General features: G+C 33.4%; 25 protein-coding genes. 21 read left to right on the forward strand and 4 right to left on the reverse strand.

Translation table 11 applies throughout. The features are described from left to right. Positions 1-5: 5 nt before the first annotated feature. Positions 6-563, reverse strand: a complete 558-nt coding sequence (locus NMK29_RS07155) for an AAA family ATPase (RefSeq protein WP_108804533.1) — start codon at positions 561-563, stop codon at positions 6-8. A 182-nt stretch (positions 564-745) separates the two neighbouring features. Here NMK29_RS07155 and NMK29_RS07160 point away from each other — a divergent pair, with 182 nt between their 5' ends. From NMK29_RS07160 to murA, 7 genes are all read left to right on the forward strand, one after another. Continuing rightward, positions 746-1,207: a (2Fe-2S)-binding protein gene (locus NMK29_RS07160; protein WP_108804532.1), complete on the forward strand. Its 462-nt coding sequence runs from the start codon at positions 746-748 to the stop codon at positions 1,205-1,207. Positions 1,208-1,228: 21 nt separating this feature from the next. Further along, the gene (locus NMK29_RS07165; RefSeq protein WP_108804531.1) at positions 1,229-3,388 is read left to right on the forward strand and encodes a xanthine dehydrogenase family protein molybdopterin-binding subunit; all 2,160 of its coding nucleotides are present in this window, start codon (positions 1,229-1,231) and stop codon (positions 3,386-3,388) included. Further along, positions 3,385-4,455 (forward strand): XdhC family protein, encoded by a 1,071-nt coding sequence (locus tag NMK29_RS07170; RefSeq protein WP_108804530.1) that lies wholly within the window; start codon positions 3,385-3,387, stop codon positions 4,453-4,455. Before NMK29_RS07165 ends, NMK29_RS07170 begins: the two co-directional genes overlap by 4 nt. 16 nt (positions 4,456-4,471) lie before the next feature. Next, positions 4,472-5,050 carry an NTP transferase domain-containing protein gene (locus tag NMK29_RS07175; protein ID WP_255411814.1) on the forward strand — a complete coding sequence of 193 codons (579 nt, stop codon included), beginning with the start codon at positions 4,472-4,474 and terminating at the stop codon, positions 5,048-5,050. 60 nt (positions 5,051-5,110) lie between these two features. Then, positions 5,111-5,404, forward strand: a complete 294-nt coding sequence (locus tag NMK29_RS07180; protein ID WP_108804528.1) for a DUF493 family protein — start codon at positions 5,111-5,113, stop codon at positions 5,402-5,404. Positions 5,405-5,555: 151 nt separating this feature from the next. Further along, positions 5,556-6,227, forward strand: coding sequence for a DUF4290 domain-containing protein (locus NMK29_RS07185; RefSeq protein ID WP_369863150.1), 672 nt, complete (start codon positions 5,556-5,558; stop codon positions 6,225-6,227). A 32-nt stretch (positions 6,228-6,259) separates the two neighbouring features. Further along, complete coding sequence (murA, locus tag NMK29_RS07190) at positions 6,260-7,576, forward strand: UDP-N-acetylglucosamine 1-carboxyvinyltransferase (protein WP_108804527.1); 1,317 nt, start codon at positions 6,260-6,262, stop codon at positions 7,574-7,576. A gap of 57 nt (positions 7,577-7,633) precedes the next feature. Here the strand turns inward: murA and NMK29_RS07195 are convergent, their stop codons facing one another. Continuing rightward, positions 7,634-8,944, reverse strand: coding sequence for a DEAD/DEAH box helicase (locus tag NMK29_RS07195; RefSeq protein WP_108804526.1), 1,311 nt, complete (start codon positions 8,942-8,944; stop codon positions 7,634-7,636). 327 nt (positions 8,945-9,271) lie between these two features. On the opposite strand from NMK29_RS07195, the gene NMK29_RS07200 reads away from it, so the two are divergent. Further along, entirely contained in the window at positions 9,272-10,432 is a 1,161-nt protein-coding gene (locus tag NMK29_RS07200) for a response regulator (RefSeq protein WP_108804525.1), read from the forward strand. Between the two features lie 9 nt (positions 10,433-10,441). Here NMK29_RS07200 and NMK29_RS07205 read toward each other — a convergent pair whose 3' ends face one another. Next, entirely contained in the window at positions 10,442-10,762 is a 321-nt protein-coding gene (locus NMK29_RS07205) for a histidine kinase (RefSeq protein WP_108804524.1), read from the reverse strand. 709 nt (positions 10,763-11,471) lie between these two features. Between NMK29_RS07205 and NMK29_RS07210 the strand changes: the two genes are divergently transcribed. The 13 genes from NMK29_RS07210 to NMK29_RS07270 all read left to right on the forward strand — a co-directional run bounded on the left by NMK29_RS07210 (position 11,472) and on the right by NMK29_RS07270 (position 23,155). Further along, positions 11,472-12,044, forward strand: a complete 573-nt coding sequence (locus NMK29_RS07210) for a Crp/Fnr family transcriptional regulator (protein WP_108804523.1) — start codon at positions 11,472-11,474, stop codon at positions 12,042-12,044. 212 nt (positions 12,045-12,256) lie between these two features. Continuing rightward, a complete protein-coding gene (locus NMK29_RS07215; protein WP_108804522.1) occupies positions 12,257-14,071 on the forward strand; it encodes an acyl-CoA dehydrogenase in 1,815 nt (604 codons plus the stop codon). Positions 14,072-14,138: 67 nt separating this feature from the next. After that, positions 14,139-14,915 carry an SDR family NAD(P)-dependent oxidoreductase gene (locus NMK29_RS07220; protein ID WP_108804521.1) on the forward strand — a complete coding sequence of 259 codons (777 nt, stop codon included), beginning with the start codon at positions 14,139-14,141 and terminating at the stop codon, positions 14,913-14,915. A 70-nt stretch (positions 14,916-14,985) separates the two neighbouring features. Further along, the gene (locus NMK29_RS07225) at positions 14,986-16,200 is read left to right on the forward strand and encodes an acyl-CoA dehydrogenase family protein (RefSeq protein ID WP_108804520.1); all 1,215 of its coding nucleotides are present in this window, start codon (positions 14,986-14,988) and stop codon (positions 16,198-16,200) included. Positions 16,201-16,203: 3 nt separating this feature from the next. Continuing rightward, on the forward strand, positions 16,204-17,256 hold the full coding sequence (locus NMK29_RS07230) for a phosphotransferase family protein (RefSeq protein ID WP_108804519.1): 1,053 nt from the start codon (positions 16,204-16,206) through the stop codon (positions 17,254-17,256). Between the two features lie 11 nt (positions 17,257-17,267). Beyond that, on the forward strand, positions 17,268-17,903 hold the full coding sequence (locus NMK29_RS07235) for a transglutaminase family protein (protein WP_108804518.1): 636 nt from the start codon (positions 17,268-17,270) through the stop codon (positions 17,901-17,903). A gap of 11 nt (positions 17,904-17,914) precedes the next feature. After that, on the forward strand, positions 17,915-18,298 hold the full coding sequence (locus NMK29_RS07240; RefSeq protein ID WP_108804517.1) for a DUF1330 domain-containing protein: 384 nt from the start codon (positions 17,915-17,917) through the stop codon (positions 18,296-18,298). A gap of 30 nt (positions 18,299-18,328) precedes the next feature. Further along, positions 18,329-19,084 (forward strand): SDR family NAD(P)-dependent oxidoreductase, encoded by a 756-nt coding sequence (locus NMK29_RS07245; protein WP_108804516.1) that lies wholly within the window; start codon positions 18,329-18,331, stop codon positions 19,082-19,084. Positions 19,085-19,122: 38 nt separating this feature from the next. Then, a complete protein-coding gene (locus tag NMK29_RS07250) occupies positions 19,123-19,887 on the forward strand; it encodes an enoyl-CoA hydratase/isomerase family protein (protein ID WP_108804515.1) in 765 nt (254 codons plus the stop codon). 27 nt (positions 19,888-19,914) lie between these two features. Beyond that, positions 19,915-20,919, forward strand: a complete 1,005-nt coding sequence (locus tag NMK29_RS07255; protein WP_108804514.1) for an NADP-dependent oxidoreductase — start codon at positions 19,915-19,917, stop codon at positions 20,917-20,919. A gap of 1 nt (position 20,920) precedes the next feature. Further along, positions 20,921-21,898: an NADPH:quinone oxidoreductase family protein gene (locus NMK29_RS07260; protein ID WP_108804513.1), complete on the forward strand. Its 978-nt coding sequence runs from the start codon at positions 20,921-20,923 to the stop codon at positions 21,896-21,898. A gap of 25 nt (positions 21,899-21,923) precedes the next feature. Next, complete coding sequence (fabG, locus tag NMK29_RS07265; RefSeq protein ID WP_108804512.1) at positions 21,924-22,661, forward strand: 3-oxoacyl-ACP reductase FabG; 738 nt, start codon at positions 21,924-21,926, stop codon at positions 22,659-22,661. 26 nt (positions 22,662-22,687) lie between these two features. Then, the gene (locus NMK29_RS07270) at positions 22,688-23,155 is read left to right on the forward strand and encodes a MaoC family dehydratase (RefSeq protein ID WP_108804511.1); all 468 of its coding nucleotides are present in this window, start codon (positions 22,688-22,690) and stop codon (positions 23,153-23,155) included. 157 nt (positions 23,156-23,312) lie between these two features. On the opposite strand, the gene NMK29_RS07275 is transcribed toward NMK29_RS07270, so the two are convergent. Then, the gene (locus NMK29_RS07275; protein ID WP_108804510.1) at positions 23,313-24,305 is read right to left on the reverse strand and encodes a T9SS type A sorting domain-containing protein; all 993 of its coding nucleotides are present in this window, start codon (positions 24,303-24,305) and stop codon (positions 23,313-23,315) included. Positions 24,306-24,461: the final 156 nt, after the last annotated feature.

The raw sequence follows: 24,461 nt of genomic DNA on the forward strand, positions 1-24,461 counted from the left end.
CAATACTATATTACGTGTTGTAATATAAAAGTACTACGTTCTTTTACATTTCCAAAAGGAACTTCAATACAATTGTATCCAAATTTTGAATAAGTTTCAAATAAATGATGATGAATTTGTTGCGCCTCTTCAAAACTTTCATAACGCTGTTCATCTGAAGTATAGATTTCTTTCCAAGGTGGTAATAAAAAAACTTGATTGTAACTGTGTTTTGTACAAGCTTCTATAAAGGTTTCATTGTACGTTTGGTTAAAAAGATCCATATATGCTAGAACGTCAGGAATTCCTCTATCGTAAAAAGCTATATTTTTATCATTAGCAATAGGGTCATTATACTGGTCAATTCTACCATTTAGTAACTGCATATTAAAATCATACGGATCAGAAACAGATACTATAGGATTTGATACTATCTCGATAGCATCGTTGTTATCTTTTGCTTCTTGGGTAATACTTCTAATAAATTCAGGAAAACAAAAGAAGCCTTCTTCTTCAAGATTTTTAATAATAGATGTTTTTCCTGTTGATGGGCCTCCAGTGATGACTATTTTGTGCTTTGCCAAAGAATTATATTTTTCAGCAAATTTCGTAATTATTAACTGATTTTAAAAATATGTAAACAAGGATACCATAAAGCTCTGTTAAAGTTGAATTTGTCAAACTGTATTTTTAGTAACTTCAGTAACAAAATAAGGATTATTCCCTTATTTAGACTAATTAAATACAAATCCTAAAAATAAAACTCATGCCTGTTTATAATCTAAAAGTAAATGGTCAATCACTTTCTGTAGAAGCTGATGAAGACACACCTTTGTTATGGGTGCTACGAGATCACTTTGATCTGGTTGGAACTAAATTTGGTTGTGGTATTGGACAATGTGGTGCCTGTACTGTACATGCGGATGGTGTAGCAACAAGAAGTTGTTTGTTAAAGGTTTCTGTAGCCACAGAAATGAAAATCACTACAATAGAAGGTTTGTCAAAAGACATTTCGCACCCAGTGCAACAAGCTTGGAAGGAAATTGATGTGCCTCAATGTGGATATTGTCAAGCCGGACAAATTATGACCGCTGCAGCTTTTCTAGACCAAAACCCTAATCCAAACAAAGAGGAGATTAGAGATGCAATGAGCGGGAATATATGCAGATGTGCTTCTTATAATAGAATAGAGAAAGCAGTAGAACAAGCAGCAAGTAAAATAAGTTAACCAATATAAAATTCTAAACTAATGAAACGTATAACAACTCCTTCGGTAAGTAGAAGGTCATTTATAAGAACATCAGCTTTAGCAGGTGGAGGAATCTTAATTGGTTTTAACTTATTTCAGTCATGTAAACCAGAAGTAGCACCACCAGTGGATATTGCGGATCTAAATTTTAATGATTTTAATGCTTTTATTAAAATTGCTGATAATGGAATGGTAACTATTTTTTCACCAAATCCTGAGATTGGACAAGGTGTAAAAACCTCGATGCCAATGTTGATCGCAGAAGAATTAGATGTAGATTGGGAAAATGTTCTTGTGGCGCAAGGAGCATTAGATACTAAAAATTTTACTAGACAAGTTGCAGGAGGAAGTCAATCTCTAAGGCACGGATGGGAGCCGTTAAGACAAACAGGAGCTACGGCTAGACAAATGCTAATTAATGCAGCTGCTGCAAAATGGGGTGTTGATCCTAGCACTTGTAAAACAAAAAGTGGAGTTATTTCTAATAGTAATGGAGAGACTTTAGGATATGGAGATGTTGTAAAAGAAGCAGCCTCTCTAAAAGTTCCGGAAAAAGTAAAACTTAAAGACCCTAAAGATTTTACAATTATTGGAAAGGATATTTATAATGTTGACATAGATAAAATCATTTCTGGAAAGCCTTTATATGGAATGGATTATAAAGAAGATGGAATGGTCTATGTTTCTGTTGTTCGGCCTCCTGCATTTGGTAAAAAACTAAACGATTTTGATGCTACTGAAGCAAAAAAGGTAAACGGTGTTATTGATGTTTTTAAGTTTGGGGATAAAATAGCAGTGTTGGCAGAAAACACTTGGTCTGCGATGAAAGGTAAAAAGATAGTGAAAGCAAAATGGACGGATGATTCAAAACTTGAAAACACTAAAGATCATGATAAAATTTTAGTAGATCTTTTAAATGGGACTGAGTTTAATACAATGCGTGCTGATGGTGATGTAAAAAAAGCGTTTGCTGCTGCAGATAAAGTTGTAGAACGTACATATGAGTCACCGTTTCTTCCTCATAACTGTATGGAACCCATGAATTTCTTTGCTCACGTTACTGATGAGAAAGTTAGGTTAGTTGGACCAATACAGACACCAGCTGGAACCGCTAGAAGAGTCGCAGAGTTGTTAGACAAAAAACCAGAAGAAGTATCTGTGGATATGACAAGAATGGGAGGTGGATTTGGAAGAAGGTTATACGGAGATTTCGCTTTAGAAGCTGCAGAAATTTCTAATATAGCAAAGAAACCAGTAAAGGTAGTATATTCTAGAGAGGATGATATGTCTGCGGGAATCTATAGACCTGCAATAAAATATAGGATAAGCGCAGCGATTAAGGATGGTAAATTAACGGGATATCATTTAAAAGAAGCTGCAATTAATTCTAATATGTATGGATTAATTCCAAATTTCTTCCCCGCAGGAGCAGTAGAGAATTATCAAGTTGATGTGGCAAAATATGATAGTAATATAACGATTGGAGCTTGGAGAGCGCCATATACTAATTTTTTGGCATTTGCTGAGCAAAGTTTTTTCGATGAATTAGCAGAGGCAATGGAGGTTGATAATATTCAACTTAGATTGGATTTATTACAAAATGTAAAAGGTCATAAAGACGAAAGAATACAATACTCACCAGAACGATTAGAAAAGGTGATTAAAACGGCTGTAGAAAAATCAGAGTGGGGTAAGAAACCAGAAGGTGTATATCAGGGGTTTAGTTCTTATTATTGTCATAATACGCACGTAGCTGAAGTTGCAGATGTGGTATTGGAGAATGATCAACCTGTCATAAAAAAGATAACTTGTGTAGTAGATTGTGGGATTGTAGTTAATCCGCTAGGAGCAAAAAATCAAATAGAAGGAGGAGTTATTGATGGCATAGGTCATGCGATGTATGGTGATTTTTCTTTTGAAAATGGAGAACCACAGGATACTAACTTTAACACGTATCGTTTAATTCGTATGAATGAAACTCCAATTGTAGAGACTCATTTTATTGAGAGTGATATAGCTCCTACTGGATTAGGAGAGCCAACATTGCCTCCTGCTGGAGCAGCAGTAGCTAATGCAATAAAAGCAGCTAAAGGAGTTAGACTTACTAAACAGCCTTTCGTTAAAAATATGAAAAACGAGACATTGTTAGGTAGTATATGACGCATGAGTTTAAAGAAATAATAACTTCATATAAAGAAGCTAATAAGAAAGGTATAAGAGCTGTCATGGCAACTATTGTTGATGTTGATGGCTCATCATATCGTCGTCCTGGTGTTGGAATGCTTATCCTGGAGAATGGAGAGATGATAGGTGCTGTTAGTGGGGGGTGTGTAGAAAAAGAAGTGCTTCGACAATCGCAATCAGTATTTGCTGATAATAAGGCTAAAATAATGACCTATAATGGTAAATACCGTTTAGGTTGCGAAGGTGTTTTGTATATTTTGATAGAACCATTCGCTGTTGATAGTGATGTGATCGCTACAATAGAGGATTACTTGACTTCTCGCATACCTTTTGAAATTAATTCTCATTATTCTAAAAAAGAAGATTTTGATGAGACTATGGGGTCCGCGATTTCTTTTGGAGATTTTAAAGAACTTACATTTTCTAGTTGCTTTGATATCCAAATGGTTAAAAACAATATGAGTTTTGACTGTTTTTCGCGAAGCATGCAACCTTGTTTTCGATTGATAATTATTGGATGGGAACATGATGCTATTGAATTATGTACAATTGCAAATGCCACAGGATGGGAGGTAGAAGTTGTTAATACTCCAAAAAACCCAAAAATTACGTCAGATTTCCCTGGGTCTACCAAAGTATGGAATCAATCTCCGGAAGAGTTGATTATAAATAAGGTAGATAAACAAACTGCAATTATTTTAATGACTCATAATTTCGCTAAGGATTTGTTGTATTTACAAGCTATAAAAAACACATTGCCTGTCTATATAGGTTTATTAGGTCCTTCTAAAAGAAGAGAAAAACTTCTTTCCGCATTAATAGAGTATTTTCCGGATGTTAGTGAAGAGTTTATCGATTGTATTTATGGACCTGCAGGTTTAAATCTTGGTGCAGAAACTCCTCAGGAAATTGCAATTTCCATCATTGCAGAAATCTTATCTGTAGTTCGTGATCAGGAACCAATTTCCTTACAGGATAAAGTAGGAGGTATTCATGGGCCTTCAAAACAAGAAAAATTAGATCAAATTTCTTCTCATAATTAAGAATGTTGTTCATATCATATTAGCCGCAGGATCTTCTAGCCGCATGGGTACTCCTAAGCAGTTATTACCTTGGCAAGGTGATTCATTAATTGTAAACGAAATTAAAAAGTCGTTAGATCTAAAGTTAGTTCAAACTTATGTTGTGTTAGGAGCAAATTTTGAACTAATAGAAAAAGAAATCAATTGTTATCCGATTCATATTTTGAAAAATAAACAATGGAAGCTAGGGATGGGTTCTACTATTAATCATGGAATACGACATCTTATGAATAATCAAGTAGATTTTGATGCAGTTTTATTTTCATTAGTAGATCAACCTTTAATAAAAGTCCAACATTTAAGTAGTCTGATATCGAAATTTGATTCTTACCCTAATAGAATTGTTGCTACTAAAATGAAAAGTAGAATAGGAGTTCCAGCTATATTTCCGAAAACCTTTTGTCCAGAATTATCAAAACTTGAGGAAGATTTTGGTGCTCGCTATATTATTGAAAAACATAAGGATGATTTAATAACTATTGATGGTGGTGATAAAACAATTGATATCGATACTTTAGAACAGTATAATGCGTTATTGAAAAGGGAAAAAGAGTAGAGGGTGCTATTCTGATATATGAATGAGAAGGCGTATCTTTACCCAAAAATTTTGTAATACATGAGTGATGCTCCTAATTCTGAAGAATTTTATAAAAAACTAAAAGCTCAATTAGCTGATACTGCTTTATGGCCAACAGCCTATTTGTATAAATTTATAGTTCCTACAGATACTGAAAAAATAAATCAAATCGAAAAAATATTTGATAATCTGGGTGCTGTTATTACTACTAAACAATCGAAAAATGGGAAGTATACCAGTGTTTCTATCAATGTAAGAATGAAGAATCCTGACCAGGTAATTTCGAAGTATAAAGAAGTAGCTGAGAAAGTAGAAGGAGTTATTTCTTTATAACCAAAATATTTTTAGATACTTCATAAACTTACTAATATTATTTTAGTATTTTGCAAAACAATTAATGAGCTACTGAAAAGTCTACACGTTAACAAGGCTGTTTTATAACTTACCATTCCTTTTTAGAGAAGCTCATATTACTATAGATTTTATGGATGTTAACAAGCATATGGAAATAAATAATTTAGAATATAATACTGAGCGCGAAAAGCTTATTATACCAGAGTATGGTCGTCATTTACAAAAAATGATTGATCAAGCTGTGGAAATAGAGGATAAAGAGGAGAGAAATAAAGTAGCTAAGGCTATTATTGCTGTAATGGGAAATTTACAACCTCACCTTAGAGATGTGCCGGATTTTCAGCATAAATTGTGGGATCAATTATTTATTATTAGTGATTTTAAATTAGATGTAGAAGCTCCTTATCCAATACTTACAAAAGAAAAGTTAGAAGAAAGACCAGAGCCTTTAGAATACCCTCAGAATTTTCCAAAATATCGTTACTATGGTAACAATATTAAAAGAATGATAGATGTTGCTATAAGTTGGGAAGAAGGAGATTTGAAAACTGCCTTAACGTATACCATTGCAAACCACATGAAAAAATGTTATTTGAACTGGAATAAAGATACGGTAGATGACAAAGCAATTTTTAATCATCTTTTAGAATTAAGTGATGGTAAAATAGATCTTAGAGATAGTACAGAAGAACTGAGTACAGCCTCGGATTTAATGCGAGGTAAAAAGAAAAATTATCGTTCTGGAGGTTCTAATAAAAAGAATTACAGAGGCGGTAGCAATCGAGGCAAAAAACGTTATTAACCAATACCAATATACATAACCCATTTACTTTTATGAGTACTTTTCAGATAGAAGGAGGGCATCAGCTCAAAGGTGAAATTACACCTCAAGGAGCTAAAAATGAGGCTCTACAGATTCTTTGTGCAGTATTATTAACCCCAGAGAAAGTGACGATTTCTAATATACCTGATATTAGAGATGTCAATAAGCTTATAGAAATCCTTAGAAATTTGGGGGTTAAAATCCAGAAGCTAGGTAAGGGTAAATATACTTTTAAGAGTGATGAGCTAAATTTAGAATATCTAGAAAGTGAGCAATTTAAGCAAGAAGGTAGTGGTTTAAGAGGCTCTATTATGATTGTAGGACCTTTATTAGGAAGATTCGGTAAAGGATATATTCCTCGTCCTGGAGGAGATAAGATAGGACGTAGAAGATTAGATACACACTTTGAAGGGTTTATTAATCTTGGTGCTGAGTTTAGATATAATAAAGAAGAACGCTTTTATGGAGTTGAGGCTCCAGAAGGGTTGAAAGGAACATACATGTTATTGGATGAAGCTTCTGTTACAGGTACTGCAAATATTATAATGGCTGCTGCTTTGGCAAAAGGAAAAACTACAATTTATAATGCAGCTTGTGAACCATACTTACAGCAATTGTGTAAGATGGTAAATGCAATGGGAGGTAAGATAGAAGGAGTTGGTTCTAATTTGCTTACTATCGAAGGAGTAGAATCTTTGGGAGGCTGCGAACATAGAGTTCTTCCAGACATGATAGAAATTGGTTCTTGGATAGGTTTGGCAGCAATGACCAAAAGCGAAATAACAATTAAAAATGTAAGTTGGGAAAATTTAGGAGTAATACCCAATACATTCAGAAAACTTGGTATTACTTTAGAAAGAGTAGGTGATGATATTTATATCCCTGCACATGTTGACGGGTATCAAATAGAAAGTTATATCGACGGTTCGTTTATGACCATTGCAGATGCACCTTGGCCAGGATTTACGCCAGATTTATTGAGTATTGTTTTGGTAGTGGCTACGCAAGCAAGAGGAGAAGTAATGGTACATCAGAAGATGTTCGAGAGTCGTTTGTTCTTTGTAGACAAGCTTATAGATATGGGAGCTAAAATCATTTTATGTGATCCACATAGAGCAACTATTATAGGTCATGATTTTAAATCTACTTTAAAAGCAACGACTATGGTATCTCCAGATATTAGGGCTGGAATATCTTTGTTGATAGCAGCTTTGAGTGCTAAAGGAACATCAACTATTCATAATATCGAACAGATTGATCGTGGGTATGAAGATATAGATGATCGTTTAAGAGCTATTGGAGCAAAAATAATACGCATAGATTCTTAAGAAATAAAGAAGTATATAAACAAAAAGAGGAACTTTAATAAAAGTTCCTCTTTTTGTTTATATCATAGATACGCGTACCTTCTTTTTCTTTAATCTTGTGTTTGTAACTTGTTCAATTACCTTTTTTGCTTTAGAGGCTTTGACCGCAACAAAAGCGCAATCCGGTTTAATTTCTATTATACCTAGTTCTTCTTTGCTTAATTTTCCTTGTTTAAAGAAAAGTCCAGCGATATCGCCTTTAGATATTTTATCTCTTCTTCCTCCAGAAATAAATAAAGTTTTCCAGTTGGATTGATTAGGAATAGGAGCATCAACTAATTCCTCGATTACAGGATCAATGATGAAGTCAGGAAGTTGTTCATCTTTCCATTGCAGTATGTAAGCGGTTCCGTCTGCATTCATTCTTGCAGTTCTACCATTTCTATGAGTAAATTCTTGACTTTTTAGTGGTAAATGGTAGTGAATTATATATTTTATTTCAGGAATATCAATTCCTCTTGCAGCTAGATCCGTAGCAATTATAATTTGATGAGTTCCGTTACGAAATTTAATTAATGCACGTTCTCTATCTTTCTGCTCCATTCCACCGTAAAAACAACCGTGACTGATTTTATGTTCTTTTAAATAATCACTCACTCGTTGTATAGAATCTTTGTAATTGCAAAAGATAATCCCCGGTTGGTTTCCGATATGACTTAGAGCTTTTACTAATATTGGTAATTTGTCTTTTGTATCAGAAACGATACTTTTTATTTGTAATTGCGAATGACCTTCATCTAGGTAGTCAATCTGAACGGGATTATGTAGTCCCACAAATTCTGGAACACTTACTTCTTGAGTTGCCGATGTTAAAACTCTCTTTTGAATATTCGGTAAATTTTCTATAATCTCGGTCATTTCTTTTTCAAATCCGATTTCCAATGATTTATCGAATTCATCAAGAACAATTGTTTTTATAAAATCGATAGAAAAATTGTCTCTTCGTAAACGATCAGCAACTCTTCCCGGCGTCCCGATTAGAATTGCAGGACGATGTTTTAAATCTAATCTATCTTGCGACCCAGCTCTTCCTCCGTATACTGCATTTATTTTATATCCGGTACCCATATCTCTTGCTACTTGCTCAATCTGAATAGCTAGTTCTCTAGAAGGCACAAGAATCAGCGTTTGTATTTCGGTACAATTTTTATCAAGTGCTTCGATGATGGGTAGGAGAAAAGCCAAAGTTTTTCCAGTACCTGTAGGTGATAGTAATACTATATTGTCGCTAGAAGATATTGCTAATTTGGCTTCTTCTTGCATAGGGTTAAGCTTTTCAATCCCTAGTTTTTGCAATATAAGTTGTTGGTTTTTTACAATAGTTGACATCGTGCAAAGGTACAGTTAATTAGCGCTTAAATTCAATAAAATTTTGAAACGAATAGAATAAAATTAGAGCTCTTTGCTTGATTTTTCTTATATTTTGACTGGAGTTAGATACTTCATATTTCACGCAGATACATCTTATAGGTTGCTTAGGGAAGGTTTATTTTTATTTTTTTAGTAAGTATTTACATTGTTTCAGAGAAAATTCCCTAAATTTAATTGCACAACATCACTTTAAATACATTTTACTCACAGATTGACTTAGTAGGATCAAGTGTTTTTTTAAAAGGGTTTAACGCAGATTTAATATATAATATTTAAAGTTTAATTATGAAAAGAATTTTAACAATAGATGATCAACAATTAATTTTATTATCCTTAGAAAAACATCTTTCCGATCTTGGTTATGAGGTAAAATGTGCTGATAATGGAAAAGAAGGTCTGTTATTGTTTGAATCCTTTTCGCCTGATTTGGTTATTGTGGACATCAATATGGACGAAATGTCTGGTTTAGAAGTGATAAAAGCAATAAAAGAGAAAAAGAAATCTGATGTAAAAATATTAGTGCTTTCTGGAAATAATGATGAAGATACTATTATTGATGGTTTTGATTTAGGGATTGATGATTATATGAAAAAACCGTTATCACTTAACGAAGTTTCTGTTAGAATAGGTAGGATTTTTGGAATCAAACATGATAGAACTCCTTCAGAAGATTCTAAAGGAAAAATGTTGCAAAGGAATTGTGTAGGAGTTGTGATACCTTGCTATAATGAAGAAAAAAGATTATTAAGTAAAGAGTTTATAGATTTTACAAATAGTAATTTAGGGTATCACTTATGTTTTGTTAATGACGGTAGTACTGATGATACTCTTAATGTGTTATTAGAATTGAGTAAAGGCAGAGAAGATAGTATAAGTGTTTATAATTGTGAAAAGAATGGAGGTAAAGGAGAAGCTGTGCGGCAAGGAGTTTTACATTTGGCCAAGGACAAACAGTTAGATTATATTGGGTATTTAGATGCAGATTTGTCTACAGATTTTAGGGATTTTGATGATCTTGTTCAAACAATAGCTACTTCCGATTTTAAAATAGTAAGTGGTTCTAGAATGAGTAGGATGGGAGCAGATATTACTAAGGAATCTGCTCGTAAAATTATAAGTAAAACAATCAACTTGATAATTCGAAATATCTTGGGGATGTCATTTAATGATACTCAATGTGGTGCTAAAATCATGGATAAGGAAGTTTTTAATGAGTTATTTAAAGATAAGTTTATTACAAGATGGCTGTTTGATGTGGAGATTTTTATGAGAATGCGCAAATTTTATGGAAAGAAAAAAGCTGTTTCATATATATGTGAACAACCATTAAAAAGATGGATTCATGCGGATGGGTCTAAATTGTCAATGAAGGATTCTGTAAAAATAGTGGGACAACTTGGACACATAGCGTATCATTATGGAGTTAAAGTTAAAAGTACTGCGTAAAAAATATAGTTATAGCGTGCTCTCCAAATACCGAGTAATATTTTCTAATATACTTTCGAATTCTTCTCGGAGTATTTCTGATTCATTTTTTAAATTATCCTCGTATTTCTCAGCGGTATCATAACTGGTTTTCAATCCTAGAATACTAATCTTATGTTTAAGCTTATGCACATCTTCTGCAGCTTTATTGTATTTCTTTGATTTAATACTTAGGATATACTTTTCTTTTTCTTCAGGAAATTCTCTCCTTATAACAGCGAAAATTTTTTCTTCAAAAACTTTATCACCGTTTGATAATTTATTAATAAAAGATAAATTAGGTTCTTCCATCGGTTATGTATTATTTAAGTGGTACTTCAAATTTACATTTAATTATGATATTTTAAAGTTATTTTTTAATGTTAATTAAGGGAATTTTTAGTGTTTATTGTGTGTTTAAATATTAATGATCTAAAGTTTAATATACATAATACTTCAATTTTGATTTTCTCTAATGATGCACTACACTTTTCTTAAAGAGTGTTTTTTTTTCTCTGAATTTTGTTTATAACGTTCATTATTAACTTGTTTTTTGTTAACAAGTGATGATTTCTATGATGAATTTTATGGTTATTAACAATTTTAGTAGGAAAATAATACTTTGTTATTATAGTTATTAACATAAATTGTGTTTTTTGTCGATAAAAATATACTTTATGGATATTTACTAACATTTTTTTGTTTTAAATGTTGATTATATGTTAATAACTTATTATATTTACTATAATTAATCCTTAAATCACACAGTTATGAATCATCTTTATTCTTCTATTGAACTTATTTTTAAAAGTGCTGTTGACTTCTTAAGAGATCTTCCCGGCGCATCTAGTTATGCGATCCGTAAATAACAATAAATTGTTTAGTGTAGTTTATAAATAGTCAAAGAGGTTGTTTTCCATAAGACAACCTCTTTTTTATACTACTATATTAGAATATATGCACAATTGCACTTGCTGAATACTCAAATATTTTGTTCTTTGCATTTCTATAGTACTATATATTGAAGGATTTAGAACAAAAAATACGCTCTTTTACACCCGTTAGTGATTCTGATATGGAGTATGGGTTGCAATTCTACAGAAAAGAAATTTATAAAAAAGGTGCATATCTTGTTAAGCCAGAACAATCTATTCAGGATTTTTACTTTATGAAGAAAGGCTGTGTAACCTATTATACCATGGAAGAAGGGGTGACCAGAGTTATGGAGTTTTTTACAGAAGGTTCTTTTTTTACAGATTTGTATCCATATATTGAAGAAATTCCGTCCGAATCATATTTAGAAGTAATCGAGGATTCTATCGTGTATACTATTTCTAAGACTGATGCCCTTAAAGTTTTCGATTATTCTCATGCATTAGAACGTTTTGGAAGATTATCTATGCAAAAGGCTTTTATTAATAATTTTCAAAGAATTAATAGAATGAAGAATATTTCTAACCAGGAACGTTATCTTCAGTTATTAGAAAAGCGACCTTCACTTTTTCAACGAGTCCCTCAATATCTTATTGCTTCTTATTTAGGGTTAACTCCAGTTGGGCTTTCTAAAATAAGAAAGAGGCTAAGTCAACAATGATTTAGTAGTAAGATTTTAGGTAACATTTATAATTTAATTAATTTAGAATAGTAATGTTCTAAAGGATAAAAGTAGTTTATAGGTCAATTTTTGTTTTAAAAACAAAAGGATATCATAAAATTCATATTTATTAAACCAGTTTAATTAGAATCTACTAAATATTCACGAAATTTATTGAGTTGTCATTAATCAACTTCTTAAAACTTCACACAATGGCTAAAGAATATATAGATCTAGATACTTTAAAATACCTCTTATATGATGTTCATCAATTAGAAGAGGTACTACAACAAAAGCGTTTTGCAGATCATGATAAAGAATCACTGAATTTATTTTTGGATTCTGTAAAAGAATTCTCAGATCGTGAATTGTTTCCCTACTTCAAAGAAATGGATGAGAATCCAGCATATTATAAGGATGGAAGTGTAGTAGTTCATAAGCAAGTAGAGGTTATGATGAAAAAGGGTGGTGAGATGGGACTCATTTCAGGAACTTTTGATTATGAGGCTGGAGGATTACAATTACCTATGATGATGTATACAGCATCTGCTTTTATTCAAGATGCTGCGAATAATCATTTACCAGGTTATGTAGGATTAACATTAGGTGCAGCAGAATTGATTATTCATTTTGCTAGTAAAGAATTAAATGACACGTATGTTCCCAATATGCTTTCTGGAAATTGGGGAGGAACTATGTGTTTAACCGAACCCCAAGCAGGTAGTTCATTGTCTGATGTGGTAACAAAAGCTACGGAGCAAGAAGATGGTTCTTATAAAATTCTTGGGCAAAAAATATTCATTTCTGGAGGTGACCATCAGTACGCAGAGAATTTTGTGCATCTTGTTTTGGCCCGTATTGAAGGAGCCCCTCCAGGTACTAAGGGAATATCTTTATTTATCGTTCCTAAAAAAAGACCAGATGGGAATGGTGGTTTAATTCCTAATGATGTGACTACTGTTGCAGATTTTCAGAAAATGGGGCAACGCGGATATTGTACTACGCATTTAGGTTTTGGGGATGCCGATGACTGTAAAGGGTGGTTGGTTGGAAAACCACATCAAGGTCTTAAGTATATGTTTTTAATGATGAATGGTGCTCGTATTGCTGTTGGAAGAGGAGCTGCTGCAATCGCTACAGCAGCATATCAAGCTTCATTACAATATGCAAAAGAACGACCGCAAGGCAGAAAATTAGCAAATACGGGTAAAAAGGATCCTGAACAAGGACAGACATTAATAATTAATCATCCAGATGTCCGTAGAATGTTATTATTACAAAAAGTAATAGCAGAAGGATCTCTGAGTTTGGTTTTATTGGCATCTAAATACTATGATCTTAAGGAGACTTCTCAGGACAAATCTGAAAAAGAAAAATATAGCTTATTATTAGAATTGATTATCCCAATGGTTAAAACATATCCGTCAGATATGGGCGCGCAGGCAGTTTCTAATGGATTACAAGTGCTAGGAGGTTATGGATTTTGTTCCGATTTTATATTACAACAATATCATAGAGATATTCGTATTTTTCCTATTTATGAAGGTACTACAGGTATTCAATCTCAGGATTTACTGGGTAGAAAACTTTTGATGGAAAATGGTAAAGCGCTAGAAGCACTTAATAATGAAATCATGCAAACTATTCGACAGGCATCGGAGTATGATGATCTTCGTAGGTATGCGAATTCACTTGGGGAGAAATTGCTATTAACACAAAAAGTAATAGGTTTCTTGGTTGGATTTGCTAAAAAAGGAGATTATCAACGTTTTTTATCTGATGCTACTCCCTTTATGGAATTCTTTAGCAATATAACGATCGCATGGATATGGTTAGATATGGCAGTACATGCTAAAAATGCAATCATAACTGGAAAAGAATCATATTCAGAAGAGTTTTATGAGAGTAAAATCCATGCGATGAAATTTTATTTTAAATATGAATTACCAAAGACCAGTGGCCTAGCAGAAATTCTTATGGATGAAGAAGTGTTGACCATTTTAGGCGAAAAAGAAGTCTTTAATTGATTGGTTTTCATATCAAAAACATTCAAATATTTTAATAATAACAAAACATTAATTCATTACATATATAATGAACAGTATAAAACAATCATTTAACTTAGAAGGAAAAGTAGCGATCGTAACAGGCTCTAGTAAAGGAATAGGAAGATCAATTGCACAGGGTTTGGCAGAATATGGGGCTAAAGTGGTTATTAGTAGCCGAAGTCAGGAAGCAGTGGATCAGGTAGTTGCCGAATTTAAAAAAGTTGGACTGGATGCTTTTGGTATTGCTTGTCATGTTGGTAAATCGGATCAACGCGAAGCTTTGGTACAAAAAACTATAGCACACTATGGTGGAGTTGATATTTTAGTAAATAATGCAGCAATAAACCCTCTGTATGGCCCGATCGAAGATGCAGATGAGAATGTTTTTGATAAAATAATGGATGTTAATGTAAAAGCGCCTTGGATTTTATCCAATCTAACGTTGTCTTCTATGCAAAAACGTGGAGGCGGTAGTATAATTAATATAGCGTCAGTAGAAGCATTACATCCTGGAGCAGGTTTAGGATTGTATAGTACCAGTAAAGCCGCTTTATTGATGCTTACTAAAAATCAAGCAAAAGAATGGGGACAATACGGAATTCGTGCTAATGTAGTATGTCCTGGATTGATTAAAACGAAGTTTAGCGCTGCTCTTTGGCAAAATGAAAAACTATTAAACAAAATAGAAAAAACTTTACCTACATCTCGTATGGGGATGCCGGATGAAATGTCTGGTATTGTTTGTTTATTGGCCTCAGAGGCTGGGGCATATATGACAGGTGGTGTGTATAACGCAGATGGTGGATATATGATAGCCGGTTAGTGTAATGTTTTTTGATTTAAAACATCATTTTTATCCAATCAACTGGTTAAACAAATAAGACAATTATAAGATGAACTTTGATTACTCAGAAAAAGTCCTAGAATTACAAAAAAAACTCATTGCGTTTTTTGAAGAACATATATTACCGATAGAAAAAGAAGTAAATGATTTTCTTTATGATCCAGATAACCGTTGGAAATCTTGGCCAGGAATGGAGGATTTAAAAGCTAAGGCTAAAACCGCAGGGTTATGGAATTTGTTTTTGCCTAAAACTTATGGAGCATTAAGTCCTGGATTAACTAATTTAGAATATGCTCCATTAGCGGAGATTATGGGGCGTATTTTGTGGTCTTCAGAAATATTTAATTGCAGTGCCCCAGATACTGGAAATATGGAAGTATTGGCAAAATATGGTTCAGAAAATCAACAGAAAAAGTGGTTAGCCCCATTAATGAATGGAGAAATCCGATCAGCTTTTTTAATGACAGAGCCTCAAGTGGCCTCTTCAGATGCTACGAATATAGAAACTTCAATAATCCGAGACGGTGATGAATATATTATCAATGGAACAAAATGGTGGTCTTCTGGTGGAATGAATCCCCTTTGTAAGATCGCCATTGTTATGGGGAAAACAGATCCAAATGCTCCAAGACATCAGCAACAGAGTATGATTTTAGTCCCCATGAATAGTCCTGGATTAAAAATTATTAGACCATTATCTGTGTTTGGATTCTATGATTCTCCAGAAGGACACGCAGAGATCGTTTTAGAAAATGTAAGAGTACCAAAAGAGAATCTAATATTAGGAGAAGGAAGAGGATTCGAGATCGCACAAGGACGATTAGGTCCAGGACGTATTCATCATTGTATGCGTTTAATTGGGATGGCACAACGTTCTTTAGAACTAATGTCCAAACGAGCAGCAGAGCGTATTGCTTTTGGAAAATCATTTAAAGACTATAGTAGTATCCGGCAAGAGATTGCGCAATCGCAATGTGATATTGAACAAGCTAGATTACTAACGCTTTCTGCAGCTGATAAAATGGATAAACTCGGTAATAAATCTTCGAAAGACTTAATTGCAATGATTAAGATTGTAGCTCCGAATATGGCGTTAAGAGTAATAGATAGAGCTATGCAAATACATGGAGGAAAAGGAGTGGGGCCTGATACGCCTCTTGCACATTTTTTTGTAGCAGCTAGAATGTTACGTTTGGCAGACGGTCCAGATGAAGTACATATGTACCAGTTAGGAAAAAGCGTAATTAAAAAATATTCAGAATAAAATATGCAAAACGTACGCAAAGGCGAAGAACTGAATGAGAAAACCTTAAAATCATTCCTTCTTAAAGAAGGTTTGATAAATAATGTTCAAAGTGATTGGAATGTCGAACAATACACTCACGGGTATTCTAACCTTACTTATTTACTAAAAATAGAAGATAAAGAATATGTATTACGCCGTCCACCATTTGGTGCTATTAAACGAGGGCATGATATGGGACGAGAGTTTAAAGTCCAATCTGGTGTATATAAAGCATTTCCAAAAGTTCCTAAAATGCATGCTTTTACAGATGATGAAAGTGTATTAGGTTGTCCTTTTTATATTATGGAAAAGGTAGACGGAATTATTTTGAGTGCTCGTGAAGCCAAAAAAAGAAATATTCCAGCAAGTGATTTTAAAACTATTGCCGATTCCTGGCTAAATACTTTTGTAAAACTTCATAATATGGATTACCAAGAGGTTGGCTTAGAAGATCTAGGAAAACCAAAGGGATATGTAAGTCGTCAAGTATTGAATTGGGGGAAACAATACCTTAACGCGGTGACAGATAATGTTCCCGCTGCTGGAAAGATAATGAAATGGATGGAAGAACATCAACCCATAGATTATCGATACAGTTTAGTACATAATGATTTTAAATACGATAATGTCGTCTTTAAAGATGATAGCTGGAAAGAAGTAAATGCAGTATTAGATTGGGAAATGGCAACATTAGGAGATCCATTAATGGACTTAGGAACTTCACTAGGATACTGGACAATGAACAGTGATCATGAATTTGTACAACAAGGAATTCCGTCTCCAACAATTATGAAAGGAAATCCTAGTAGAAGTGAGATAGTGGAGTTGTATGCAAGAAAAAGTCAAAAAGAAATAAAAAACTTAGTGTTTTATTATGCATTTGGGCTTTTTAAGATTGCAGTTATTGCTCAACAAATTTATTATAGATACGATAAAGGTTTAACAACAGATCCGCGCTTTGCGCAATTGGATAAAGCATCTGCATTGCTATGTAATCTTGCTTGGCGAGCAATACAAACTAAGAAAATTGATTAAATATTGAGATAATGGATTATTTAGAACCTACATATTATTATGATTATGAGAAGGAGGGAATCCAGAATATAATAAAAGAATTTAAAAGTAGTAATCTAACACTGAAAGAAAAAGCAAAGGCATTGTATATTAAGATTAGGGATGGTTGGCGTTATGATCCATATCATATTAACCTGAAGAAGGAGGCTTATAAAGCAAGTAAGGTTGCCGCAAAGGACAGTGGTCATTGTTTGGATAAATCCATTTTATTAATCGCGTGTTTAAGGGCATTAGGTATACCTGCCAGAATTCACTTAGCGAAAGTAAAAAACCATATTGGTGTAGAAAGACTTATAGAGAAGTTTGGAACAAATGAATTAACACCCCACGGAATGGTTAATGTTTATCTTGATGGGAAGTGGGTAAAGGCATCACCAGCATTTAACAAAGCATTGTGCATAAAATGTAATGTAGCACCTTTAGAGTTTGATGGAGAAAATGATTCGATGTTTCAGGAGTTTGATAATAAAGGTGGAATTTTTATGGAGTATCTAGAAGATTACGGTCATTTCGAAGATGTCCCTTTTGATTTTATGTTGAATAATATTAAAGAGCATTACACAGATATATACGAGAAGTATGAAGGACTCACTGAAATAAGATTATAAAATTAAATTTTATGAATACATACACTGGGATTACCCAAAAACAGTTTCAAGATTTTTTAGAATTACCTATTGATGGATCATTTCAGATGATTAATCTTTTGAAATTTAAGGATTATGTAGAAGAAACGGAGACAACAGGTAGAGAGGCGTATGCAGAATATTTGAATGCGATACTGCCTTTTTTTCAAAAAACTAGAGCGAGAATTGTTTATCAAGGTAAACCTTTATTTGGATTGATAGGACCAGAAAGTATGGTCGAATGGGATAAAATACTTATTGTAGAATATGAGAGTAAGGAAGAATTCATAAAAATGATTACAAAAAAAGAATATCCAGCTGATATGCGTAGCAGAGCTTTATTAGATTCACGTCTTATTCTTTCTTTAGGGAAATAAATCTAGATTAAACAAATTATATAGTATTACATGCAAGTAAAAGATAAAGTAGTTATAGTTACAGGAGCAGGTTCTGGGATAGGAGCTGCTACAGCAAAACATTTTGCAAAACATAAAGCAACTGTTGTCGTTTCTGATATTAAAGAAGAAAAAGCAAATCAGGTTGCAGAAGAAATAAATAAAGAAGGAGGGAAAGCGATAGTTATTACTGCTAATGTTGCTGATTTTGAGCAAGTAGAGTTGTTGATTTCTAAAACAGTAGATCGGTTAGGACAGTTAGATGTAATGGTAAATAATGCCGGGATAGGTCCAAGAAATATGTCTAAAACTGCAGAATATACTTTAAAAGACTGGGATAGTGTTATTGCAGTAAATCAAACAGGAGTTTTTTATTGTATGAAATTGGCTTTACAACAAATGATGAAGCAAGGTTATGGTAATATTGTAAATATCGCATCCTTAGCTGGCTTAAAAGCTTCATTAAATAATCTTTCATATAGTGCGAGTAAATTTGCCGTTGTTGGGATGACTAAATCAGCGGCATTAGAATATGCAACTAAGAATATTAGAATCAACGCAGTTTGTCCCGGTTACACAGAATCAGCGCTCTTAAGTAAATTATTGTCAGTGCGACCTGATATGGACGATATGCTAAAAAGTGTAATTCCAATGAAAAGGTATGGGCAAGCAGAAGAAATAGCAGAAGCTGTGGTGTGGTTAGCTTCAGATAACACAAAATTTATCACAGGACAGACAATTACATTAGATGGAGGAACTTCTCTATAAAACAATTATTCAATTAGTAAATAAAGCCAAAACCCATAATGCAGACCATTAAAGTAGAAAGAAAAGATAACTACGCAATTGTACAGTTGAACAGAGGAAAAGTAAATGCTATTAATCATCAAATGACTAAGGAAATAAGACAAGTTTTTGATGATTTAGAAATTGATAGTTCTGTAAAAGGAGTGATAATAACCGGTACGCCTCATTTTTTTACAGCTGGTCTTGATGTTATAGAATTGTATGGTTATGATAAGCCGAAGATGAATGAGTTTTTTAATGATTTTGGAGGGATGTATATCCAATTAGCCAAGTTTAGTAAACCATTTATATGTGCTATTACAGGATATTCTCCAGCAGGCGGTTGTGTGATTGCTATTACTGCCGACCATCGTATTATGGCTACAGGAGAAAAATATACTATTGGTCTAAACGAAGTAGCAGTGAATATTCAGATTTCTAATAACCTTATTAGAGGGTATTCCTATTGGTTAGGAGAAGGAAAGGCAAATGAATGTATTCTTGGAGGAAAGTTATTGAGTGTTGATGAAGCTTTGGATTCTGGTTTAGTAAATGAAGTTTGCGATTTAGAAGAAGTTTTGCCAAAAGCAGAAGCTAAAATGAAGCAGTATTTACAAGCTGATGAAGAAATTTTTAAGAATACTAAGTATAAGTTACGAAGAGATTGGTTAGAAAGTATGGAAGAAGATCCTAAGGTCGATTTAGAACAAGCAATTTCTCTTTGGTGGAAACCAGAAATAAGAGCAAAAATGAAGACTTTCGTAGAAAGTTTACAGAAAAAATAAATGGATTAAATAAAAAATATTTTAAAAATGAATAAGCAAATCATCTTAAAAAACCGCCCAGAGGGATTACCAGATAAAACTACTTGGGAGTTAAAGGAAAATCCTATTCCAGAACCTAAAGAAGGAGAGGTATTGATTAAACATCATTATATATCGTTAGATCCTGCAATGAGAGGCTGGATGCGGGAAGGAAAATCATATATAGAACCAGTAGAATTAGATGATGTAATGAGAGCTGGATCTATAGGAGAAGTTATTAAATCCAATAATCATTCTAAATTTAAAGAAGGTGATTTTGTAACCGGTTGGGGAGGAGTACAGCAATATACTGTAACTAATGGTGATAATTGGTATACTGTAGACCCTAAACTAGCACCTTTGCCAATATATATTGGAACTCTAGGGATGCCTGGTATGACAGCATATTTCGGAATTTTAGAAGTTGGTAAAATAAAAGAAGGAGATACTGTTTTAGTTTCTGGGGCTGCAGGAGCGGTTGGCAGTATAGTTGGTCAGATAGCAAAGATAAAAGGATGTCGTGTTATTGGAATAGCAGGAGGAAAAGAAAAATGCAACTATATTAAAGACGTTTTAGGCTTTGATGCTGCTATAGATTATAAGTCTGGAGATATATATGAGGCTATCAAAAATGAATGTCCAAAAGGTATTGATGTATATTTTGATAATGTTGGAGGAGAAATTTTAGATGCGGCGTTATCTAGACTGCGTATGCAGGCAAGGATTGTTATTTGTGGGGCAATTTCTCAATATAATAATATGGAAGATATGAGAGGGCCTAAAAATTATCTTTCATTATTAGTAAATCGGGCAACAATGCAGGGTATGGTTGTTATGGATTATGCAAAAGATTATGGGAAAGCAGCTAGAGAAATGGGTGGTTGGTTGGCACAAGGGAAATTGAAAAGTAAAGAAGATATTTATAATGGAATCGAAAACTTTCATGAAACATTTTTGCGTCTTTTCTCTGGAAATAAAATGGGTAAACTTGTATTAAAGGTTATAGAGGATTAGTATGAAGGCTATAGTTTGTAAACAATACGGACCACCTTCTAATTTGGTATATGAGGATGTTGTATCTCCAAAACCAAAGGAAAATGAAGTCTTAATTCAAGTAAAAACCTGTGGAGTGAATTTCCCTGATACTCTGATAATTAAGGGCTTGTACCAGTTTAAACCCGATGTTCCTTTTATTCCAGGAAGTGATGTAGCAGGGGTTATAAAAGAAGTAGGTATTAATGTTAAGCACCTTAATATTGGAGATGAGGTTTTTGGATTTGTAATGCAAGGCGGTTATGCAAAAGAAGTTGCAGTTCCTGCTAATGTATGCTTTAAAAAACCTCCTAAGATGGATTTTTCGGTAGCGGCTTCTTTTATGATAGCGTATGGCACATCTTATCATGCATTAAAAGATCGTGCTCAATTAAAGCAGGGCGAAACTTTACTGGTTTTAGGGGCATCAGGAGGAGTTGGGCTTGCAGCAATTGAACTAGGAAAGCTATTGGGAGCTAAGGTTATTGCGGCTGCATCTTCTAAAGAAAAACTGGAATTATGCAAACAATATGGAGCAGATGAAGTTATAAACTATACCGAAGAGGATCTAAAAAGTAAAATTAAAGAGTTAACAAATGGAAAAGGAGCAGATGTTGTGTATGATCCTGTAGGAGGAGATTTTTCTGAACCAGCATTGAGAGGGACAGCTTGGGAAGGTAGATATTTAGTAATAGGTTTTGCTGCAGGACATATTCCTAAAGTACCATTGAACCTAGCATTACTAAAAGGATGTTCTATTGTTGGTGTGTTTTGGGGTAATTTTGCAATGAAAAACCCTAAAGAGAATATGGATAATACATTACAATTAATGAAATGGATGGAGGAAGGAAGAGTACAACCACACATTCATAAAATATATCCGTTAGAAGAAACTCCAAATGCTTTAGAAGAAATGATGAATAGAAAGGTGAGAGGCAAAGTGGTGATTCAATGTTCTTAATATTATTTAATAAACAAGCTTACATATGAGATTAAAAAATAGAATTGCAGTCGTTACAGGAGGAGCAAGAGGAATAGGAAAAGCTATTTCTACTTTATTTGCTAAAGAAGGCGCAACTGTAATTATTTGGGATTTATTACCAGAAGGTGAACAAGTAGCTAAATCTATATTAGACAATGGTCAAGTTGCCGAATTCACGAGTATTTCCGTTACTGATAAAAGTGCTATTGAAGCTGAAGCCGAAAGAATTCATGAAAAATATGGAAAAATAGATATCTTGATTAATAATGCAGGAATAACTAAAGACCGTACACTTCATAAAATGAGCGAGAATGAATGGGACGCTGTAATCGAAGTAAATTTAAAAGGTGTTTTTTTATGTACACAGGTTGTTTCTCAATACATGAAAGAATCTGGGTATGGAAGAATCGTATCTGCGGCTTCTAATGTAGGTTTACGAGGTAATTTTGGGCAAACCAATTATGCAGCTACTAAAGCTGGTGTTATTGCGATGTCTAAAACTTGGACAATAGAGCTAGGTAAGTACGGAATCACAGCCAATGCTTTAGCTCCGGGATTTACACTAACAGAAATGACAGATCAGATTCCTAAGGAGCATATAGAAGGAATTAAATCACAAATTCCTTTAAAGAAAGCTGCTACGCCTATGGATATTGCTTATGGGTATTTGTATTTGGCATCAGATGAAGCTTCTTACGTGTCAGGTATTTGCTTGACTATAGATGGAGGAATCTCAAGATAGTTTAGAAATCTACAATAAGTAAAAATATGGATCAGTTGATTTGTAAAAACTTTGATGAGTTTAAAACGTACCACGGAAAACAATTACCATTGGGTAAATGGATTACCGTAACCCAAGAAATGATTAATGCTTTTGCTGATGCTACAAAAGATTACCAATGGGTACATGTTGATTTAGATCGAATTAAAAAGGAATCTCCATTTAAGAGACCTATTGCTCATGGTTTTTTATCAGTTTCGCTACTATCTAAAATGTTGATGGATCTTATTGATATAGAAAGTTTAGCAATGGGGGTTAATTATGGGCTTAATAAAGTGCGATTTCCAAATCCTGTAATGGTAGATAGCAGGTTAAGATTGCACAGTAGTATTAAAGATATAGAGGATTATACTGAAAAAGGTCTAAAAATAACCTGGGATTGTTCAGTAGAAATAGAAGGTGTCGATAAACCTGCTTGTGTCGCTGAATTAGTATCTCTGATGTTTGAAAAGTAAAATAACCTCTTGTGCATTTAGATTTTGTATTGAAAAGCTATTCTTGATACAATTTTTCTTCATTTCATTATAAAAAATCACTCGAACTGACGCTTTTCTTCTAAATGCACAACGGGTTAAAATATATTTTAAAACAGTTTTGTTTTCCTTCTAAAGGCTAACTTTTAATAAATTTAAGCGTTTGGTTATTATCAAACTTAATCAAGTATACTCCCTTTGAGTAGTTCTGAATATTGATTCTTTCATTTTTATTAATAATACCTTCTTGTATTTTATTACCGAGTAGATTATAGATTTCATACTTCTTGTCTGTCTTTATGCCAGAAAGCGATATGGCATCTTTAGAAGGATTAGGGAACAATTCTAGTTTCGCAACAGACTGAAAATCTTCTGTGCTAAGCGTAGACCTTGTAAACTTATAAATAGTTCCGTTTGGAATTACACCATCTAAAAAAGTATTGTCATCTACTGTTGAAAAAACAACTGTTGGATTAGAAGGATTACCAGATAAAAAAGTGGCATTCTCTTCAATAACGTCTGTTACAAAATTATAAGCAGGAACTAAAGCAATTGAGGAGCCGGTTTCTCCATCAAATGACTCGTCTGGATTAGATATAGAATTAGGACCAAAATGAATTTCTATATCATTAGATCCTTCAAATAACCACAGCTGAAAATTTGTAAAATCTGTTGAAATACCATCTGCTAATATATCCGAAAGAAAACCTACATTGTTCCATTCTATTTTTAATATTCTATTTCCAGCAGTACCTTCGACCAAATATGAGATATTTGATAAAGAACCAGTAGTAGCATTCTGGTTGTTATCGTCATAAGCCCTATCTGCTATATCTGCTCCATACGCAACCAAAGCAGGTAAAGTTCCTGTTTCATTTGGATTAGATGTTAATCCAGCTCCAAAGCCCCAGTCATCTATATAAATTTGATTTATTGTAATGTCAAAATATTCAAAATCAAATCCCATAGGAATGCCAAATTCAGGGTCATCCCAAGGTGCTGTTCCATTTAAGGAAGTGCTATTAGTTAAATTAATATACGGACCAGTGGATGTGCTTAATTCATAGGATTGAGAGTTTGCAAAGAACGATATCCCGCAAAGAATTAGTGTAAGTAGTTTTTGTATGTTCATAATCGAATAATTAATGATTTGTATTCAAAAATAAGATCACGATTTCACTAAATCATTCAGTTGTGCTTGAACAGCAGGATATTGTGGGTAAATATCAACTATTTAGGGAATTTGGTACATTGATATAATTCTGGTAGGAACAAAAAATATTAATGC

Source organism: Aquimarina sp. Aq107 (assembly GCF_943733665.1).
Lineage (GTDB): Bacteria > Bacteroidota > Bacteroidia > Flavobacteriales > Flavobacteriaceae > Aquimarina.

What these genes read in the sequence shown, in the direction of transcription:
- NMK29_RS07260 (WP_108804513.1), top strand. Translation starts at nt 20,921, where the DNA reads ATGAAGGCTATAGTTTGTAAACAATACGGACCACCTTCTAATTTGGTA.
- NMK29_RS07215 (WP_108804522.1), top strand. Translation starts at nt 12,257, where the DNA reads ATGGCTAAAGAATATATAGATCTAGATACTTTAAAATACCTCTTATAT.
- NMK29_RS07165 (WP_108804531.1), top strand. Translation starts at nt 1,229, where the DNA reads ATGAAACGTATAACAACTCCTTCGGTAAGTAGAAGGTCATTTATAAGA.
- NMK29_RS07220 (WP_108804521.1), top strand. Translation starts at nt 14,139, where the DNA reads ATGAACAGTATAAAACAATCATTTAACTTAGAAGGAAAAGTAGCGATC.
- NMK29_RS07180 (WP_108804528.1), top strand. Translation starts at nt 5,111, where the DNA reads ATGAGTGATGCTCCTAATTCTGAAGAATTTTATAAAAAACTAAAAGCT.
- murA (WP_108804527.1), top strand. Translation starts at nt 6,260, where the DNA reads ATGAGTACTTTTCAGATAGAAGGAGGGCATCAGCTCAAAGGTGAAATT.
- NMK29_RS07195 (WP_108804526.1), bottom strand. Translation starts at nt 8,944, where the DNA reads ATGTCAACTATTGTAAAAAACCAACAACTTATATTGCAAAAACTAGGG.
- NMK29_RS07200 (WP_108804525.1), top strand. Translation starts at nt 9,272, where the DNA reads ATGAAAAGAATTTTAACAATAGATGATCAACAATTAATTTTATTATCC.
- NMK29_RS07235 (WP_108804518.1), top strand. Translation starts at nt 17,268, where the DNA reads ATGGATTATTTAGAACCTACATATTATTATGATTATGAGAAGGAGGGA.
- NMK29_RS07205 (WP_108804524.1), bottom strand. Translation starts at nt 10,762, where the DNA reads ATGGAAGAACCTAATTTATCTTTTATTAATAAATTATCAAACGGTGAT.
- NMK29_RS07170 (WP_108804530.1), top strand. Translation starts at nt 3,385, where the DNA reads ATGACGCATGAGTTTAAAGAAATAATAACTTCATATAAAGAAGCTAAT.
- NMK29_RS07255 (WP_108804514.1), top strand. Translation starts at nt 19,915, where the DNA reads ATGAATAAGCAAATCATCTTAAAAAACCGCCCAGAGGGATTACCAGAT.
- NMK29_RS07225 (WP_108804520.1), top strand. Translation starts at nt 14,986, where the DNA reads ATGAACTTTGATTACTCAGAAAAAGTCCTAGAATTACAAAAAAAACTC.
- NMK29_RS07245 (WP_108804516.1), top strand. Translation starts at nt 18,329, where the DNA reads ATGCAAGTAAAAGATAAAGTAGTTATAGTTACAGGAGCAGGTTCTGGG.
- NMK29_RS07250 (WP_108804515.1), top strand. Translation starts at nt 19,123, where the DNA reads ATGCAGACCATTAAAGTAGAAAGAAAAGATAACTACGCAATTGTACAG.
- NMK29_RS07185 (WP_369863150.1), top strand. Translation starts at nt 5,556, where the DNA reads ATGGATGTTAACAAGCATATGGAAATAAATAATTTAGAATATAATACT.
- NMK29_RS07270 (WP_108804511.1), top strand. Translation starts at nt 22,688, where the DNA reads ATGGATCAGTTGATTTGTAAAAACTTTGATGAGTTTAAAACGTACCAC.
- NMK29_RS07240 (WP_108804517.1), top strand. Translation starts at nt 17,915, where the DNA reads ATGAATACATACACTGGGATTACCCAAAAACAGTTTCAAGATTTTTTA.
- NMK29_RS07275 (WP_108804510.1), bottom strand. Translation starts at nt 24,305, where the DNA reads ATGAACATACAAAAACTACTTACACTAATTCTTTGCGGGATATCGTTC.
- fabG (WP_108804512.1), top strand. Translation starts at nt 21,924, where the DNA reads ATGAGATTAAAAAATAGAATTGCAGTCGTTACAGGAGGAGCAAGAGGA.
- NMK29_RS07230 (WP_108804519.1), top strand. Translation starts at nt 16,204, where the DNA reads ATGCAAAACGTACGCAAAGGCGAAGAACTGAATGAGAAAACCTTAAAA.
- NMK29_RS07160 (WP_108804532.1), top strand. Translation starts at nt 746, where the DNA reads ATGCCTGTTTATAATCTAAAAGTAAATGGTCAATCACTTTCTGTAGAA.